The sequence below is a fragment of the Bacillus luti genome (genome assembly GCF_001884105.1).
Classification (GTDB): Bacteria; Bacillota; Bacilli; order Bacillales; family Bacillaceae_G; genus Bacillus_A; species Bacillus_A luti.
In genome coordinates this window covers 1-18,495 of the sequence record NZ_MACI01000026.1, presented here as the reverse complement: position 1 = coordinate 18,495, position 18,495 = coordinate 1, and the positions used below count along the sequence as shown (strand labels likewise).

Genomic DNA, 18,495 nt, shown 5'->3' with positions numbered 1-18,495 from the left:
GTATACAGAAATGTACCTTCATACGGGATTTTTTTGTCTAAAGCTATCAAAAGCCCAAAGAGCCCTCGGCGTTCCATGAAATTTTGATAGGTAGTAGTCTACCAGGTTAAAAGCATATTTTTTTCTAGCTAGGACAAACATAGAGAACGTAACCTGTACAGATACATATACTATCAGTGCAAAAGCTTATAAATTAATGGAAGGGGTTTTCTCGTGAGTTTATTTCATTGGGATTTTTTGAAAGACTTAATTGGATCTTATGTAAGAGTAAACAGAGGTGGACCAGAATCTCAAAAAGGAACAATCGTATCGTTAGGTGGGGACTACTTCGGATTAGAGAATGAAAAAGGAGAGAACCATTACTATCAACTTCGCCATCTAAAAAGCATTACCCAAAATACGAAAGATGGTGGAATAGGTGATTTTGAATGGGCGGAAGAAGACATTGCAGAAGATTTTGAAACGTTACTTCAAGGCTTCAAATACCGCTGGGTGAAAATTAACCGTGGTGGACCAGAGAAAATTGAAGGTATTTTACAAGATGCTTCTGGCGGTTATGTAACATTGATTATTAAAGAAGAAGTTGTATTAATTGCACTATCTCATATTAAGAGTGTTAATTATAATGCACCGGTAAGTGGAGAGAGTGATGAGAGTGATGAGAGTAGCGATGAGAGTAGCAACGAGAAAAGTAATGAAAACAGCAATAATTCAAGTCGAGCTCGTGCACTAAGACAATCAAGTAGAGGAAGATAAAACAGAAAGGAGGGTATGAATTTGGAGGATGCATTATGCTGTGATCAAATCAAAGGTCTAATCGGTGAGAATGTAAAAGTAAATCTTCGCGGACCGGAAAGTCGAGTAGGTGTACTGTTAGTGTTAGGAAAAGATTACCTTACACTACAATTACCTCATGGAGAATTAGTGTATTATCAGCTGAATCATGTGAAGAGTCTAATCAGAAAAGTGAAAGAAGAACAAGGAGAATATGATTCATGCTTCTATGCGGAAGAAGATACTTTTTTAGATGTATTAAATGACTTGAAGTATAAATGGATAAAGATTAATCGTGGTGGACCAGAGTGTGTGGAAGGTTTATTAAGTGATATACATGATGGAAATATTACACTAGTAAACGGTCATGAGGTTATTTATGTAATTCATTCCCACGTGAAGAGTGTGAGTCAAATAGTTAAGAACAAAAAGAATGAAGAAGAATAATGTTTAATAAATAAAAGGGGCATTATGATTGGAAATGAAGAATGATTTCATATTTCTCTGTAATTATTTTGGGATATATGAAAAGGGATTTCTTACTATTAAAAAACAGAACATTGCCCCTGATTATTTTTAGAATAAAAGACAGGAAAATAGAAATTCATAGAAAGGAGGATATAGATGAATGAGTTAAACAAAAGTATTGGAGAAAATATATATGTTAAATTAATCGGTGAACAGAGATTTAAAGGAGTATTAATTGATGTAGGAAATGATATTGTTGTTCTTTACAATGGACAAGACTACGTATATATATCTTTATATCATGTCCAATATTATAAATTTTTAAGGGGACACAATGAAGAAATATTAAAACCTGATGTGGACTCTGTAATTAAGAGGGAATCTCCTTCAATTTCTTTGAGAAAAGTATTAAGCACCTCTAAAGGGATTTTTACAGAAATTTATGTAGCAGGAAATGCCCCAATACATGGGTATGTAACAAGTGTAATGAACGATTATATTGTTTTTTATAGTCCAGTTTATAAAACTGTATATATATCCTTAAAACACTTGAAATGGTTAATTCCGTATAAAGAAAACCAAGTGCCTTATTCCCTCAATAAAAATGAACTCCCTGTAAATCCACTAAATATTACGTTAGCTCGAACGTTTGAAGAACAACTTATTAAAATGGCTGGGAAAATTATGGTATTCGACTTAGGTGAGGAATCCAATAAAATTGGAAAAATGGCGAAAATTGATGAAGGACATATTGAAATATTAAAAGCTCGTGATGCAAAATTATATGTAAATATGCAACATGTAAAATCTGTTCATTGTCCGTAGGCTAGTTGAAAGGGCTGGCTTTTTCTTTTATATGCAGAAGAAAAGGTCGAGCCTATTTGTTTACCGTTATTTGGATATGAGGGGGAAAGTGAATTGAATATATAAGTATGCTCCTGTTTTTACTTATAAAGAGGTAATCATGTACTAAATTATAAAAAAAGATGTACGAGCTACCTTTTGTTGTATTCAATCCACTTTTTGAGGAAGTGCTGCTCAACTACTTTATTAAAGGGGTTTTGTTTGTGGAGCAGTTTCCAAATTCGTTATCGATTACATTACTTGGTAGTGCTGGTGGAGCAGCAAAGGCAGTTTTAGCAATTTTAAATCAGGCGATAGCAAATGAAAAAGATCCAATTTATGAATCGATAAAGAATGTTAAATTTCATTTAGTTGATATAAAACAAAAAGATAAAAGTTATTATGATGAGTTGTTTCCAAATTTGAAAGAGCAATTGTTTTTATATGAAATAAATCTTCAAGATGTAGTCAAATTTAAACAACATTTAAAAGAAAAAAGAACAGGTGTTGTTATTGATGTTTCAGGTGCAGATACGATTAGGGTACTGAGTTGTTGTAATGAACTTGGAATTTGTTACATTAATTCAGCTTTGGAAAATGAGGCAGTAGATCAAGACGATAGTTTACTCGGTTTTCAGCTTACGGAAAGATATACGAGGTTTGAGAAGGAGAAAGAAAAATTCACAAATACAAAAGCGATTATAGGTTCAGGTATGAATCCCGGGGTTGTTCAATGGATGGTTGTTGAACTCATGAAAGAAAAGCCAAATGAAAAGCCACGAGCATGCTATATTATAGAACACGATACGTCGTTTTTGAATGATACAGCGCTTATAAAGCCGCATACACTCTATGCTTCATGGGCGGTAGAGCGATTTCTAGACGAAGCGATTTGGAGCTATCCGATGTATATGAGCCATCATCGTCCTCTTTACTTTTATGAGGATGTATATGCTTCAGAGTATAAAGTGAAGTTAGGAGAAAAAGAATTTTATGGTTGTTTAATGCCGCATGAGGAAGTATTAATTTTAGGAAAAAACTTCAACATGGAAGTCGGTTTTCTGTACCGAATTAATGAGTATACAACAAATGTAATTAGACAGAACTTAGATAAAGTAGAAGATTTATGGAACTGGAATCGTAAAGTATTTAATCCAGCGGAAGAAGAGGTTGCGGGAGAGGATCTAGTCGGTGTGTTACTCGTTTATGAAAATAGCGAAACATATATGTATAACGTGATGAATAGTAGCCAAGTTTTTCATAAATATAAAACGAATGCAACTTACTTTCAAGTAGGATGCGGAATTTATGCAGGCTTGTGCAGCTTACTTTTGGATCAATTTGGACAAGGTGCTTATTATGTCGAAGAGTTATTATTAAATACAGAAAGTAAGTACGGTGAATATTTAAATTTATATATGAAGAATTTTATAATAGGGCATAATAATTTTACGGATGGACTGCTACATGATAGGGTAAGGTGGATATAAGTTATAATAGTAAAAAGGAAGGAGGAAAATCCCTTCCTTTTTACTATTATAAGGTTATATATTGCCCTGAAAGCAATTTCATACGTATAATTTAAGGGGCTAGCATGTACAATGTTATTTTTGCATTGATCACGAGGAGTATTTATATGAATAAAATTAAAAGCTTGATTTATGAAGAAAGAGAAGCTTTAAAAGTATTTTTATTATTATTTTATATTATATTTTTTTTATATGACGTTATATATTACTTTGTGTATCCGGCTATGAACATTAATGAAGCGAGGATAGGATGGCCAGAAGGTGGTATGGGAATAGGTGTGTATATATTAGTAGTATCTTTATTTCCTATTTCGATCTATCTTCAAAAAAAAAGTTACGTATATTTTGTGAAATATTTGTTTTTAATTGGGTATATGTTCATTGATCTGACTAATAATTTAATGATTTATTTAAACAGCGATCGTGTGTTTGAAAATGGAAATATGGTTGAAATATTTTTAATTTTATTTGCACCGATATTTGTGAATAGAAAATATTTTTATTTAGTTTCCTTTAGTGTAATTGGAAAATATGTATTTTTCACTTTGATATTACAAGATATTAAAGTTGTGATTCCGCTTGTTTTATGTTCATTCTTTTTTATTATTTCACATTCTTTATTAAAACGATTTCAATCTTATGTAAGTACAGTGGTTGAAATGATGAACAATATGAAAGAGGCGGAAAATTTAGCTGTAATTGGGACTATGTCTACAACAATTGCGCATGAAATTCGAAATCCATTAACAGCTTTAAAAGGGTTTACGCAAATGCAAAAAGAAAGAAATCCTGCAGATACGATGAGCTACGACATTATGTTACAAGAGATTGAAAGGATTAACGGATTTGTTAGTGAGTTGATGCTATTAGGAAAACCGAAACCAACAAATTATGAATGGTGTAATATACGAGAAATCCTTCTATATGTTGTGCAGTTAATGGAAAGTTATGCAACGCAATATAGAGTGAAATTTCATTTGCAAGTAGAGGGGAATTTACCGGCTATAAACGGTGATGATAAACAATTAAAACAGGTGTTATTAAATATCATGAAAAATGGAATAGAATCAATGCCAGAAGGTGGAGACATTCATATCCGTGTATATCAAAAAGCGAAAGGATATTTGTGTATTTCTATTGAAGATCAAGGATTTGGTATAGCGAAAGAGAAGTTAGAGAAAATCGGCAAAGCTTTTTACACAACAAAGGAGAATGGTACAGGACTTGGATTAATGATTACATATAAAATTATTAAGGAACATCAAGGGAGTATCGCAATTCAAAGTAGTATGGGAGTAGGAACGAAAGTAGAAATTTCTTTACCGACAATTTAACGTGTTTGGAGAAAGGATTTTTCAGAAAAGTGTTCTTGTTGTGTAAATATAAACATTTTATAAAATGTTTCAAGAAGGGTTTTTTTTATAAAATACTTCGTTTATAATGGAGGAAAATATCGACATGAGATGGATTGCTCATGTAACGGTTTAGTGGTGTTATGAAAAGATAAGAAGGGGTGCACGCGCATCCTTTTTTCTATGCAGATATTATGAAAGGGGTGGTATGATGGAATTAACATTAAATTCGACTGTATGTTTGCACACGATTCAATTTCGAAAAGAACAAAAGAATTATATTGTAAAAGATACAATTACAGGAGAAAAATATGAAATGCCGCCACTTTGGATTGATGCACTAGCAATGATGCGTGACGGTTTTTTATTGGGAGAAATTGAGGAGAAATTGAAAGAAGAGTATCCGGCTGAAGACATAAATATGCTAGCATTCACGAGACAACTGTTAGAGCTAGAACTTGTCGGAATGGTAGATGGGGAAGAGATAGCTTGTACAAAGAAGAAAGAAAAGGATTATTTAGCTTGGGTACGTCCTAAGGTAGGACAATTTTTTCTTAATTTAAATAAAAAATATAGAAGCAAAGGTCAGTAATGACCTTTGCTTTTTTTGTGTAATACAAAATAGGTACTCACCCAAATAAAGTTGCTCGCATATTGTAGCTTATGTAAATAGAATGCTGCGAAGGAGTGAGTGCAGTGACAGGGAATGTATTGAATTATTATGCTGGTGGAAATACAGCTAGAGGATTTCATAATTTATACGAAGAGAATTTAAAAGGGCTAGATAGGTTATTTATTTTAAAGGGTGGTCCAGGAACGGGGAAATCTTCTTTAATAAAGGCAATAGGTCGTGAATGGGTTGAAAAAGGCTATGATATTGAACTTTTACATTGTTCTTCTGATAATAAGTCAGTTGATGGTGTGATTATCCCACAGTTAAAAGTAGGAATTGTTGATGGGACATCGCCGCATGTTATTGAGCCAAAGATGCCAGGAGTCGTCGAAGAATATATAAATTTAGGAGTGGCTTGGGACTCAGATAAATTAAGAAAGCAGAAGCTAGAAATTGAACGATTTGTTTCAGAAGCAAGTAAGGCTTTTCAATCAGCTTACGCATGTTTTAAAGAAGCACTAGTTATACATGATGAGTGGGAGAAAATATATATTAATAATATTGATTTTAATAAAGCAAATGAACTAACAGATGAGCTGATTCAGAAGTTATTTACGAATGAAGGCGGAAAACAATCGACTGTGAAGCATCGTTTTTTAGGAGCTGCAACACCAAAAGGAGCAGTTGATTTTGTTCCTAATTTAACAGAAGGATTACCACAACGTTATTTTATAAAAGGACGCCCGGGTTCTGGAAAATCAACAATGCTCAAAAAGTTAGCTAAGGTAGCGGAGGAAAAAGGGTTTGATGTTGAAGTGTACCATTGTGGATTTGATCCAAATAGTCTTGATATGGTTATCGTAAGAGAATTAGGGTTTGCAATTTTTGATAGTACTGCACCACATGAATATTTTCCAAGTCGCGGAGGTGATGAGATTATTGATATGTATGATCTCATTGTTGCTCCAGGAACGGATGAGAAATATGCGACAGAAATTCGTGATGTGTCCATTCAATATAAAACAAAAATGAATGAAGCAATGTCTTTCTTAGCGAAAGCAAAATCAGTTCGTGATAAGTTAGAACGAATTTATATTGCTGCTATGGATTTTTCAAAAGTTGATGCATATAAAGAGGAGATTCAAAAAGAGTTTGAACGTATTGCGGCTATTGTAATTGAAAAGAAAAAATAAGCGTTTTGTTAAGCTGTCAGAAAAATTCTGACAGCTATTTTAGTATGTAGTAAAATGGCCGTATACTTGTCGAATTTCCAGGGAAATGATCAAAAAATGGGGAGGATATGAAATGAGAGAGAAAATAGAATTGGAATTAGAAAGAATTGAAAAAGAGAATGATGTGAAAATCTTATTTGCAGTGGAATCAGGGAGTCGAGCTTGGGGATTTCCATCGAAAGACAGTGATTATGATGTTAGGTTTGTTTATATACACCCTGTAGAATGGTATTTATCGATTCATGATAAGCGTGATGTAATTGAATATCCGATTAGTGATGATTTAGATATAAGTGGTTGGGATATTAAAAAGGCGTTGCAACTATTTGCAAAGTCGAATCCAGCTTTACTCGAGTGGATCCGATCACCAATTTTTTATTCGAAAAACTCTAATTTTCCAGAGAAGCTGCAGCAAATGAGTGAAAAGGGTTTTGATCCAAAAGCAACGATATATCATTACTTACATATGGCGTCGAAAAATTATCGTGAATTTTTGCAAGGTGAGAATGTAAAGTTGAAAAAGTACTTTTATGTATTACGTCCTATTTTAGCTTGTAAATGGTTAGAAGAGAAAGCGACTTTGCCACCTGTAGAATTTGATCGGTTGATTACAGAATTATCATTAGAACGTAGCGTATTAGATGAAATTGAACAGTTGTTAATAAAGAAAAAAGCAGGTACTGAATTAGATGTTGGATTGAAAATTAAGGTGCTGAATCAATTTTTAGAAGAACAAATTCATTACTATCAGCAATACGTAAAAGGAATTGAAAAGGGATTAGGGATTGATATTGAAATTTTGAATACAGTATTTCGAGATATGTTGTTTGAAGTATACAAAAAAGAGCACAAGTAAGTTTGTGCTCTTTTTTCGTTTGTAGGAATTAAGAAAATACATATAGCTACGATAAGGTCTACAAATGATAACGAATAAATCATATTGTATGTTTTATTCGTTATCAACTCGTTTTAATGGTTGATCTGCTGGGCCTTCCATAACATCCCCGTCAATTGAAAAACGAGAACCATGGCAAGGACAATCCCAAGTACAATCCCCGTTATTCCATTCAACTTCGCAGCCAAGGTGTGTACAAGTCGTATCGACGATATGTAATTTTCCTTCTTTATCTTTATAGGCACCTGCTCGTTTACCATTGACATGTACAACAGATCCTTCTCCAACCTCAAGATCTTCTGGTGTACGTAATGCGGTTTCAATTTTTCCTTCAATTAAATGTTTAGCGACATCAATGTTCTGAGAGAGGAATGTTTTTATATCTGGGGTTGCATGAAAGCGTGATGGTGCAAACAGCTCTTTATATGGACTGTGGACTTTTAGAATGGAGTCCTTGAGTAAATGAGCGGCAGCAGTTCCAGTTGTCATTCCCCATTTCCGATACCCGGTTGCAACAAATATATTTGGATTCCGTTCGTTAATATGCCCGATGTAAGGGAGCTTGTCCAGAGTAATCAAATCTTGTGCTGACCATCGATAGGGAACTTCATCTACTCCAAAAGTTGCTTCAGCAAAAGAATAGAGTGCTTCATAATGAAGCATTGTATTTATTCCTTGCCCTGTTTTATGACTCTCTCCACCAATCAAAATTAATTTTTCTCCATTGTTTGTTATATAGCGTAAGGAGCGTTTTGGATCATCGATACTTAAATACATGCCACCTGGATAATCCGTTTTTGCTTTTATTGCAAGAGCATAGGAGCGTTCTGCATACATTCGGGTAAAGAAAAAGCTACTAGCATCATAAAAAGGAAAATGTGAACAAGAGACAACATATTCGCAAGTAATACGATGACCAGCTTTTGTAATGACTTGTGGAGAATCTCCTTTCTCCACATCCATAGCTGTTGTTTGTTCATAAACTTTGCCACCCATCTCCACAAACTTTTCTAAAAGTGTTTTCAAATAAAGGAGGGGATGGAATTGCGCCTGATTTTTCATTACAAGTGCAGATTGTACTGAAATTGGGATCGACAGAGATTGAACATAGTCACAAGGAATATTTAGTTTTTGATAGGCTTCATATTCTTTCGATAAATTTCTTAATCCATTATCAGTAGTTGTATATAAATATGAATCTTCATTTGAGAAATTACAGTCGATTTTATATGTTTGTACGATTTCATTTATGAATTGTAGAGCGTGATTATTTGATTCATAGTAAAGTCCGGCCTTTTCCAGACCGAAATGATTTATTAATTCAGCATAAATAAGATCATGTTGCGCTGTTACTTTCGCCGTTGTATGCCCAGTAGTTCCGTTTAAAATAAGACCGGAATCAATTAACACAACATCGATGCCTTCTTTCGCTAGTAAATAGGCAGTGGTTATACCTGTAATACCAGCACCGATAACAGCAACTTTCGTTTTTATATTTTCGGATAAATGGGGGAAAGTAGGAAACTGAGTAGATTCAACCCAATAAGATAACGGTAATTGTGGGAATGTATCACTTGTCATTATGGAAACCTCCTGATTTAGAACAATTTTCCTTTTAATATTTCCATATTATATGGAATTCATGTGTGTTGTTTTAGTAGGATTCTATTTTATTAACAAAAAAGATAAAATTATTTCAATATAATTATTTTCAGGGTGGTATGACGGGGAGGTATTTATGGAAAACTAAATTCAGAGGATATTAGTTCTTAACTATACAGTGAATTATTGAATAAGATAGAGTCTTTGTTACTGAAATTTATTTGGTTATATATTGGATAAAACCTTATAAAATCTATGCTTTTTCTTTAGTGGAATAAAGTATAATTATAAAAATATAACCAACTTTTATTACTAGGTCATAAAAGTTGTTGACAATATAGAAATTCTATTGTTATGATTCATCATGTGGAAAGGTTGATAGAGAGTAAAAAGAGAAATGTTTTTCATTGATAATAAAAGCGAAAAATAAGTGACGATAGAGTGAGTATATTTTCCTTATAATAGATGCTTTTTTGATCATCTAGTAAAATCAATCTGGAAGCAAGAATTGATATATGTAAGTTGCGCAAGGCGCGGCAACAGAAAGGGGCAAAAGGATGAAGGAGCTTCATACGTTTGGGTGGTATGCAGCGCGTGTATCACCACATTTGCCGAAAAAAGCATTTAAACCAGTTCCTACTCGTTTATTTGGTGGACTGGCTTATTTACTTGTGGCATTGTCGGGATTAATAACGATTGGTGTATTTGAATTGAATGTGTGGGCAAATCTAGGAATTGCGATTGTTCTCGGATTATGTTTTGCTTCACTTGGATTTTTAGGGCATGAAATTTTACATGGAACAGTTGTAAGAAAGGCATGGCTTCGTGATTTCTTAGGTGCGATTGCATTTATGCCGTTATCAACTGGACCAAAACTTTGGAGAAAGTGGCATAACGCAACGCATCATGTTCATACACAGCATGAAGAGAATGATCCTGATGCATGGCCAACGCTTGAGAAGCTTAAAAAGAGTAAGTTTTTGAGTTGGGTATATCGCATGCCTCTACATGTACGTTCATTCTTTAGTTTTCTGTCACTAACAATTCAATTTACATTGCATTCGACTCGAATGTTCTTTCATTTTATAAAAGAATTTAAGTCATCCAATCAAAAATCTGTATGGCTTCAACTTCTTTTGCCTTGGACTGTTTGGATTAGTTTATTGTTTATTATGGGACCAGCAAAATGGTTATTTGCATATGTGATTCCGCTGTTAATTGCTAACTTTATTGTAATGGCATATATTGCAACGAATCATCGCTTAAATCCAATTGTTCCAGTAAATGATCCGTTAGCAAACTGTTTATCAGTAACAGTGCCGCGCTGGGTAGACGTTTTACATTTCAATTTCTCATATCATACAGAACATCATCTGTTCCCTGCTATGAGCTCTAAATACTATCCGTTAGTAAAAGAGAAAATTAAAGAAATGTGGCCGGAACGCTATCACGAAATGCCGATGACAAAAGCTTTGGCAGCACTATGGAATACACCACGTGTGTATTATCAAGGAAGTGAATTAGTTGATCCGCATAGAGAGCATTTCTATGGCTCTTTAGGAAATGGATTAGACCCTCATAATATTTCATATCGTGAGGATCATATAGAGGAAAAAGAGAGTATTAAAAAAGTAAATCAGTAAAAGTTGATATATTTTTGCAGTGAAAAAGCAAGCCATCTCAGGCTTGCTTTTTCTTATAAAGAAACTTCTTTTTTGTTCTTTGCACTAACTTGGACTGAATTTGTTTCTTTTCTTTGTAGTCGTTTCTCTAAAAGATTAACAAAGTAAGTAAATAGAAGAACAAGTACGAGATAGTACAAACCAACGATTACATATGTATCTAATTGTTGGAAGTTACCTGCAGCAATTGATAAACCTGATCCCCATAATTCGGATAGTCCTACGTAAGCAACGAGTGAAGAATCTTTCAATCCGATAATAAATTGATTACCAAGAGGAGGAAGAGATAGACGAAATGCTTGTGGTAATATAATTCGGCGCATAGCTAAAGGATAAGGCATACCTAAAGAGCGAGCAGCTTCCAATTGTCCCCGGTCGACGGATTGAATGGATCCACGGAAAATTTCAGTAATATATGCACCGTTATGGATTGCTAAAGCAATTGCTCCTGCCCAAAAAGGGGTGAAAACAATAACAGATGTAATACCGAAATAGAGAATTGCGATTTGAACAATTAAAGGTGTACCACGAATAATGGCGATATATACATGAGCAATGCTATTTAGAATTTTATTGTTAGAGATTCGAAAGAAAGCGAATAGTAATCCGATTAATGAACCGAGTACTAGGGAGGTTAATGTTAATTGTAATGTGATAACAGTAGCCTTTAAGAGTGTAGGATAGGTAGAGATAAAAATTTCATACATGTGTATCACCTCATATTGTATGGATTTTAGTCGGGAATGAAATGCCCCACGTGCAAGGTGGGGCACAATTTATGAAAACTTTGAAGAGCTAATCTACTTCGTTTTTGCTTCTTCTCCAAGAATGTTACGACCGAACCATTTTTTACTGATCTTTTCATACGTACCATCTTTAATAATTTCATCTAAAGCCTTATTTACTTTTTCAACCATTTCTTTATCATCTTTGCGAATAGCAATTCCCATCTCATCAAGATTTAATGGTTTTCCAGCTTCTTTAATATTAGATTTCCCTTCTTTTATCATACGTAGGCCGACCATTTGATCGGTAATTACCGCATCAACACGCCCAGGTTCTAAGTCCATAAGAGCAGTAATATCACTATCGTATTCTGTAATTTTATCTGTATATTTTGCGACAAGATCTTTAAAGGTACTAGCTTTTACAACACCAATTTTTTTATCTTTTAAGTCTTCTGGAGAAGAAATGGATGTATTCTTTTTCGTTACAAAGATTTGGGCACCAGAGCGATAATAAGGGTCTGAGAAATTAACAGCTTTTAAGCGTTCTTCTGTAATGGCCATACTGCCTAGTATTACATCATATTTCTTTGCCTGGAGACCTTGAATTAGTGTTTCCCATGGATTTGTAATAGGAACGGGTTTCATATTCATTTTTTTAGCAAGCGCCGCACCGATTTCCACATCAAATCCGGCAAGTTTCCCATCATTTTCTTTATAATTAAAAGGCTTGTATAAGCCACTCATAGCATAACGAAATTCTTTTTCACCGCTTGATGAAGTAGTGGCGCTGTCCTTACTACAGGCCCCTAGTATGAAGGATGTACATAATGTAATGCTCGCAACAATGGTTAATAATTTTCTTTTCATAAAACCCCTCCTAAATATTGATCATACGGATGGTTTTAAATGTTATTGAGATGCTTTATTTGGACAATTATTTGTACGCCGTATGAATGTATTTCTTTACGTTTGAAATAGAAGTTACATTATAAAACGTTACGTAAAAATTGTTTGGCTCTTTCATGTGATGGAGCTGAGAAGAATTGCTCAGGCGGAGCATCCTCTACAATTTTCCCATCATCCATAAAGATGACGCGATCAGCTACATCTCTTGCAAAATTCATTTCATGTGTAACAATAACCATCGTCATTCCTTCTTCGGCAAGTTCTTTCATAACTTGCAATACTTCTCCAACAAGTTCAGGGTCTAAAGCTGAGGTAGGTTCATCAAATAGCATAATTTTAGGATTCATAGCAAGAGCCCTTGCAATCGCAATACGTTGTTTTTGGCCGCCTGAAAGGAGGTGAGGAGTTACATCCGCCTTATCTTGTAGGCCAACCTTTTGCAAAAGCTGATTTCCGATTTCCTTTGCATTTGCTGCTTCCAATTTTTTTACGTGAATAGGTGCTTCTATGATGTTTTCTAGTGAGGTCATATGAGGAAAGAGGTTAAAGTGCTGAAAAACCATACCGACATTTTCACGTACTTTGTTTAAATTTGAATGCTTTGGATCAATTCGCTCACCTTGTAAGTGAATTTCACCTTCATCGTACATTTCTAAAAAATTAAGACAGCGAAGTAATGTACTTTTTCCAGAACCACTGGCGCCAATTAAAACAACAACTTCTTTTTCTTTTACTTCTAAATCAATTCCTTTTAAAACATCCAGTGAGCCAAATGATTTTATTAGATTTCGAACTTGAATCATACAAAACCCCCAGTCAAAAATATATTTTACAAATGTTGCCCCTTATTTCTGTTATTAGTCATGAATTGTCAGAATCCTTTATTTTTTTCATGGTTCAGTTATTACATAAGGAAATCTTAATGTATAATTTAAATAGAGAAACCACCTAATTTAGGTGGTTTCTCACTTACTTATAAATTTTTAATTTTAAATTGAGATGCAAATGTTTCTAATTCTTCAACAAGTTTTTGCATTTGAAGAGACATATTTGTAATTTCTTGTATTGATATAGATTGGGTTTGTGAAGAATTGGATGTATACTCAGTTTCTGAAACTATATTTTGCGAAATAGAAGAAATATTAATAAGAGCGCTATTTATTTCTTCAGAGCTTGCAGACATTTCTTCTGCACTTGCTGTTATATCCTGTATTTGATTTGTAACTTCAGTAATGTGATCTACAATATCATGGAATGTTAACTTTGTATTTTGAATGGCATGAATTCCTTCTTGAATTTCTTTTTGTCCTTTCCCCATCACGTTGACTACATTTTTTGAATCATCTTGTACGAGTAAGTTTAATTTTGTAATATCTTTAGCTGCTTGTTTTGATTGTTCAGCAAGCTTACGAACCTCTTCTGCTACAACTGCAAATCCTTTTCCATGTTCTCCAGCGCGAGCGGACTCAATTGCAGCGTTTAAAGATAATAGATTTGTTTGTTCAGAAATATAGGTTATAGTTTGCAGTGCGCTATCAATTTCTTGTGTGCGAACAATTAATTGATCTACTACTGTATATATTTCATCCATGACAGTGTGGATAGTTGTCATTTGCGAAATGGACTTTTCAATGGTTTCATTCCCTATAGTTGCTTTATCGGAAGTAGAAATAGCTAAGTTTGAAATCGTTGTAGAAGATTCAGCAATGCTTTGCACTCCATTTGCTATTTCATCCATTGCTGTAGAACTATCTTTAATGTTTGCTGACTGATCATTAATATGGTAAGACAGTTGTTTCATTGTATTTGCAATGGTATCCATAGTGGAAGAGGAAACGGTTGTTGTGTCAACAATGTGGTTTGTAGAGTCTTTTACTTTTGCACTTGTTTGAATCACATTGTTAATAATTTGCTGCAAATTTAATATCATTTGATCAAAACTATTAAACATATGACCGAATTCATGATGATATTGTTTTGGTACAGCAACGGTTAAATCGCCCTTTCCAGCTGTATTCATTATGTTCCGTAATGAATTGATTGGATTGATAATAGATTTAGCAGTAAATAAGGAGATAAGAATGCAAAGAACTAAACATGCAATGAATAAAATAATTGTTACGCTTATCACTTGTTTATAAGAATGTTCGCTGTCGTTATACAAACTTTCAGCTAACTTTTCGTTATAATCACTAAGTTTTTTTAAAGCGTCTACTGTAGCCGATAAATTAGGTTCAACTGTAGTTAGGTAAAACGAATACGCCTGATTAAGTTTATTCTCTTTAATGAGATCAAGCATTTGAGCACGATGCTTTTCATAGTTTTCTAGTTTTTCTTTATATTGGTTGAGGAGTTTTTTTTCTTCGCCTGTTATGTATGTATTTTCGTATTGGGCTTGTAATTTTCCGGTTTCTTTATTTGTTTCATTTAATTTATTTAAAATTGTAGTACGTCGATTTTCATCTTCAGTAATAATGAGTTCCTTTACATAACTAAACTCTTGGTACATGCTACTCTCAATAGAACCTAGCCATTTAATAGGTAGTAGACGATCCACATAAACTGTTTGAAGTTGTTTATGCATTTGTTGTAAATTTATATAATTTACAACGCTAATAATTAATATGGAAAGAATCGGTACTGCTACTAACAATATTAATCTGTTTATAACGTTTAAGCGATTTGAAATTTTTAACATAGAATCACCTAACCTTAAATTATTTAGTTGAATATATAATGGCATCCAAATAGAAGTATACATTATTTTAGTTTTATATACAGAAAAAATAATGTAATTAATATGTAAACAAAAAATAAAAAATCTATATATCTTTCTATAAGGAAAATATGGATAATGATATATAGATAGTATGTATATTACTTATGAGGAGGAATGAGAAATGGAAAAGGAGAAGAAAACTTTTTCCTTTGGCTTACGTACACAACTTATGCTATTTACTACAGTTTTAGCTTTTATTACATATTCAACAAGTATATTTTTTATTTACGTGATATACGATTATTTTCAAAGTTATGTAAGTCAAACTGTTTATAATATTATCGTTATGTTATTAGGTGTAGTATGGTCTGGAATTTTAGCGTATGGAGCAGCAATCTTTTTAATTAAACCACTTCGAAAATTAGAGGAGGCTGCAAGGAAGGCGGCTGATGGGGATATTCGTGAAGATGTCCCGTTGCCAAAAACAGATGATGAGATTAAATCTTTAAGTGTTGCATTTAATATGATGCTAGGGAACTTAAGGGGTATGGTAAAAAATATTGATACTACATTTTCGTATACAAATAATCAAGTTCAGCAAATTAGAAAGCAAACAGGGGAAGCGACAAAACAAGCTCGAGGTGTTTCTGAAACTCTTGCAGAGATTTCTTCTGGCGCTGAGCAATCAGCAGCTTCAATTCAGGCAATTGTGTCTGCTGTTGATACAACAACTTCTATTGCTAGTGAAGTAGAAGAAAAAGCAAAACAGTCTGATGAGTTGTCTTTAGAAATGGTTCAAGCTTTAGGGCAAAGTACACGTGTCTTTACTTCTTTAATTCAAGGTATTCAAACATTGGCAAAAGAAAACGAAGATTCGATGCAAAATGTACAAAAATTAGAAGAACGAATGAAACAAGTAGAACATATTGTTTCTGTTGTGAGTGAGATTGCTAGTCAAACGAATTTATTAGCACTGAATGCTTCTATCGAGGCAGCTCGTGCTGGAGAGCATGGAAGGGGCTTTGCAGTTGTAGCTGAAGAAGTACGTAAACTTGCTGATGAAAGCGATCATTCTGCAAGAAATATATCGCAGTTATTGCGGAATATGCAAGAGGAAGTGCAACAAGTCGCATTGAAAATGACAGAGCAAGTGAAAACAGCTAAAGAAGAGGCGAAACGCGGGGCGGCTACCGAATTAATTTTAAAAGAAATGTCATCAAGTATTATGGAAGTTGCAGATGCAACCAAGCAAATTAGTGGCTATATGAACGAACAAGTGAGTCACATTCATCAAACAGGAGCGCAGACGAAGGCTGTAGCAGCAATTGCTGAAGAAACATCGGCAGGTTCGCAAGAAGTAGCACGTGTGACACTGCAACAATCTAAAAATATGGTAGTAATCGATCAATTGTTAAAGGATTTAGAGAAGCAAGCAACAGACTTGAAACAAACAATTGAACGATTTTCAATGTGAAAAGGAAGAACAGTATTTTGTTCTTCCTTTTTTACGTATGAAAGGGTGGGATACTTTGTTGAAAACGAAAAACATTGCAAGGGTCATATATGGTTTTCACTTTACGCAATCTTTGAAAGTTAGGGCCATAATAACTAGTTTGCCAATTTTTAATGTCGATATCGGGCCAATTGACATAGTCACCTAGTGTATAAGGATCTAAGCTTTCTCGTAAATCTTTAACCCAGCGTATATTTCGATTTTCTTCATCATCACATTTCCAAGAGGTAATGTATTCTTGAGCAATAATTGCTTTACGATGGAAATAAGCTGTTTCAGTAGGCGGAATATTTTCAACAGCACCCACAAGTGATTGGTGCCAAATACTCGCATCTTTATTTGGTGCATGAGAAAGAAAATATTGCATGATTTCAATTCCTTTAAGAGGAATAGGTTTATATACGTAGGAACCGGAGCGCTTGAAGTTTTCAGGGATGTTACCACTGTTAAAAAATTCAACAGCCTTTATATAAGGAACTTCATCTATAAAGAGAGAGGGGGTACCAGTTTCAAGAAGAGGAGATAATAAGGAATGGAGTTCAGAGGGAGAGCCAACAAACTCACCTTGTGCTTCAATTTTGTTTTGTTGCTTTGTGAATAACTCAATTGATGAAGTCAGACGCTCGTCTGTATAAGGCGCCCAGTTTTGCCAAGCTTGAAATGCAGCAATAAAATCTTCCCATTCCCATGTGATGGAGAAGATTGATACATTTTTTATAGGGTGTACTCGAAAAGTTAAAGAAGTAATAATTCCGAAGTTTCCACCACCACCACCGCGGCATGCCCAAAACAAATTATGGTTTTCATGTTCGCTTGCACGAATGATTTTTGCTCCAAATTTACCACATGCTTGTACCATTTCAACTTCTATTAATTGGTCACATGTTAATCCAAATAAGCGTGAAAGCATACCGATGCCACCGCCAAGTGCTAATCCAACAATTCCAACGCTTGCGCTTGTACCAGCTGGTATTGTCACACTGTAATTCCAAAGCTCTTTATAAACAGTGCCAAGGTTTGCACCAGCTTCAATTGTTGCTGTTAATTTATCTGTATTAACAGTAATGCGATGCATTTCACTCACGTCAATAATAAGTCCTCTATTTAAAAGAGAAAAATTTTCATAGCTATGACGTCCGCTTCTTAAGCGAAATGGTACATGACGTTCGCGTGCCCATTTTAAGGCATTACACACATCATTTTTATTTTGGCAAAAAACAATAATACAAGGGAGTTTTGGAATACTTAAATTTAAATTCATTCGGGCTACGTCATAGTCAGGATCTGAAGGAACAACGATACGACCTGTTAATTTTGTCTGCTTCATAGTATAGCTCCTTTTTTTATATAAGATTGTTCGTACTATAATATATATATGGAAAAAATATTTAAGGGTGTTTGAATTGTATGTTAAGTGTAATATAAAAGAGATAGAGTAATAATGTACATGTAGCATAGCTTTAGACTATGAAGGAACAGTGCTATTTTAAATTTTAGAAGTAAGATGTATGGTGGTTTATTAAAAGTTTTTTTGAAAATTATTATGTGAAATAAAACAATATAGTAGATAAATTGTCATTTTTTTTATAGAATAGTAACATTGGAATATCTTGGCACACTATTTGAAAGAATAGGTCGC

General features: G+C 34.0%; 16 protein-coding genes and 1 pseudogene. 11 read left to right on the top strand and 6 right to left on the bottom strand.

The features are described from left to right. The first annotated feature begins 213 nt into the window (after window positions 1–213). The 8 genes from BAQ48_RS06975 (at window position 214) to BAQ48_RS06940 (ending at window position 7,667) form a co-directional block, all read left to right on the top strand. On the top strand, window positions 214–756 hold the full coding sequence (locus BAQ48_RS06975; RefSeq protein ID WP_071710519.1) for a spore coat protein: 543 nt from the start codon (window positions 214–216) through the stop codon (window positions 754–756). Between the two features lie 21 nt (window positions 757–777). Further along, window positions 778–1,221, top strand: a complete 444-nt coding sequence (locus BAQ48_RS06970; RefSeq protein WP_071710518.1) for a spore coat protein — start codon at window positions 778–780, stop codon at window positions 1,219–1,221. A 177-nt stretch (window positions 1,222–1,398) separates the two neighbouring features. Beyond that, window positions 1,399–2,067 (top strand): hypothetical protein, encoded by a 669-nt coding sequence (locus tag BAQ48_RS06965; RefSeq protein WP_001004289.1) that lies wholly within the window; start codon window positions 1,399–1,401, stop codon window positions 2,065–2,067. 242 nt (window positions 2,068–2,309) lie between these two features. Continuing rightward, window positions 2,310–3,575 (top strand): S-adenosylmethionine decarboxylase related protein, encoded by a 1,266-nt coding sequence (locus BAQ48_RS06960; protein ID WP_071710517.1) that lies wholly within the window; start codon window positions 2,310–2,312, stop codon window positions 3,573–3,575. A gap of 146 nt (window positions 3,576–3,721) precedes the next feature. Continuing rightward, the gene (locus BAQ48_RS06955; RefSeq protein ID WP_071710516.1) at window positions 3,722–4,948 is read left to right on the top strand and encodes an ATP-binding protein; all 1,227 of its coding nucleotides are present in this window, start codon (window positions 3,722–3,724) and stop codon (window positions 4,946–4,948) included. Window positions 4,949–5,177: 229 nt separating this feature from the next. Beyond that, window positions 5,178–5,558 carry a hypothetical protein gene (locus tag BAQ48_RS06950; protein WP_071710515.1) on the top strand — a complete coding sequence of 127 codons (381 nt, stop codon included), beginning with the start codon at window positions 5,178–5,180 and terminating at the stop codon, window positions 5,556–5,558. 104 nt (window positions 5,559–5,662) lie between these two features. Beyond that, window positions 5,663–6,772: a PRK06851 family protein gene (locus BAQ48_RS06945; RefSeq protein ID WP_071710514.1), complete on the top strand. Its 1,110-nt coding sequence runs from the start codon at window positions 5,663–5,665 to the stop codon at window positions 6,770–6,772. Window positions 6,773–6,884: 112 nt separating this feature from the next. Next, window positions 6,885–7,667 (top strand): nucleotidyltransferase domain-containing protein, encoded by a 783-nt coding sequence (locus BAQ48_RS06940; RefSeq protein WP_071710513.1) that lies wholly within the window; start codon window positions 6,885–6,887, stop codon window positions 7,665–7,667. 93 nt (window positions 7,668–7,760) lie between these two features. Here the strand turns inward: BAQ48_RS06940 and BAQ48_RS06935 are convergent, their stop codons facing one another. Beyond that, window positions 7,761–9,287 carry an FAD-dependent oxidoreductase gene (locus BAQ48_RS06935; protein ID WP_071710512.1) on the bottom strand — a complete coding sequence of 509 codons (1,527 nt, stop codon included), beginning with the start codon at window positions 9,285–9,287 and terminating at the stop codon, window positions 7,761–7,763. Window positions 9,288–9,865: 578 nt separating this feature from the next. Between BAQ48_RS06935 and desB the strand changes: the two genes are divergently transcribed. After that, entirely contained in the window at window positions 9,866–10,951 is a 1,086-nt protein-coding gene (desB, locus tag BAQ48_RS06930) for a Delta(10) desaturase DesB (RefSeq protein WP_071710511.1), read from the top strand. A 53-nt stretch (window positions 10,952–11,004) separates the two neighbouring features. On the opposite strand, the gene BAQ48_RS06925 is transcribed toward desB, so the two are convergent. From BAQ48_RS06925 to BAQ48_RS06905, 4 genes are all read right to left on the bottom strand, one after another. Beyond that, entirely contained in the window at window positions 11,005–11,697 is a 693-nt protein-coding gene (locus tag BAQ48_RS06925) for an amino acid ABC transporter permease (RefSeq protein WP_071710510.1), read from the bottom strand. Between the two features lie 93 nt (window positions 11,698–11,790). Continuing rightward, window positions 11,791–12,585 (bottom strand): ABC transporter substrate-binding protein, encoded by a 795-nt coding sequence (locus BAQ48_RS06920; RefSeq protein ID WP_071710509.1) that lies wholly within the window; start codon window positions 12,583–12,585, stop codon window positions 11,791–11,793. A gap of 119 nt (window positions 12,586–12,704) precedes the next feature. Beyond that, the gene (locus BAQ48_RS06915; protein WP_071710508.1) at window positions 12,705–13,427 is read right to left on the bottom strand and encodes an amino acid ABC transporter ATP-binding protein; all 723 of its coding nucleotides are present in this window, start codon (window positions 13,425–13,427) and stop codon (window positions 12,705–12,707) included. A 170-nt stretch (window positions 13,428–13,597) separates the two neighbouring features. Continuing rightward, window positions 13,598–15,322 carry a methyl-accepting chemotaxis protein gene (locus tag BAQ48_RS06905; protein ID WP_071710507.1) on the bottom strand — a complete coding sequence of 575 codons (1,725 nt, stop codon included), beginning with the start codon at window positions 15,320–15,322 and terminating at the stop codon, window positions 13,598–13,600. Window positions 15,323–15,524: 202 nt separating this feature from the next. Between BAQ48_RS06905 and BAQ48_RS28540 the strand changes: the two are divergent. Together BAQ48_RS28540 and BAQ48_RS06900 are read left to right on the top strand one after the other, a co-directional pair. Next, window positions 15,525–15,875 (top strand): annotated as a pseudogene (locus BAQ48_RS28540) (HAMP domain-containing protein); the annotation flags it as partial. Continuing rightward, window positions 15,867–16,817, top strand: a complete 951-nt coding sequence (locus BAQ48_RS06900; protein WP_415783964.1) for a methyl-accepting chemotaxis protein — start codon at window positions 15,867–15,869, stop codon at window positions 16,815–16,817. The pseudogene BAQ48_RS28540 and the gene BAQ48_RS06900, both read left to right, overlap by 9 nt. A 31-nt stretch (window positions 16,818–16,848) precedes the next feature. Here the strand turns inward: BAQ48_RS06900 and BAQ48_RS06895 are convergent, their stop codons facing one another. Continuing rightward, on the bottom strand, window positions 16,849–18,183 hold the full coding sequence (locus BAQ48_RS06895; RefSeq protein WP_071710505.1) for an FAD-binding oxidoreductase: 1,335 nt from the start codon (window positions 18,181–18,183) through the stop codon (window positions 16,849–16,851). Window positions 18,184–18,495: the final 312 nt, after the last annotated feature.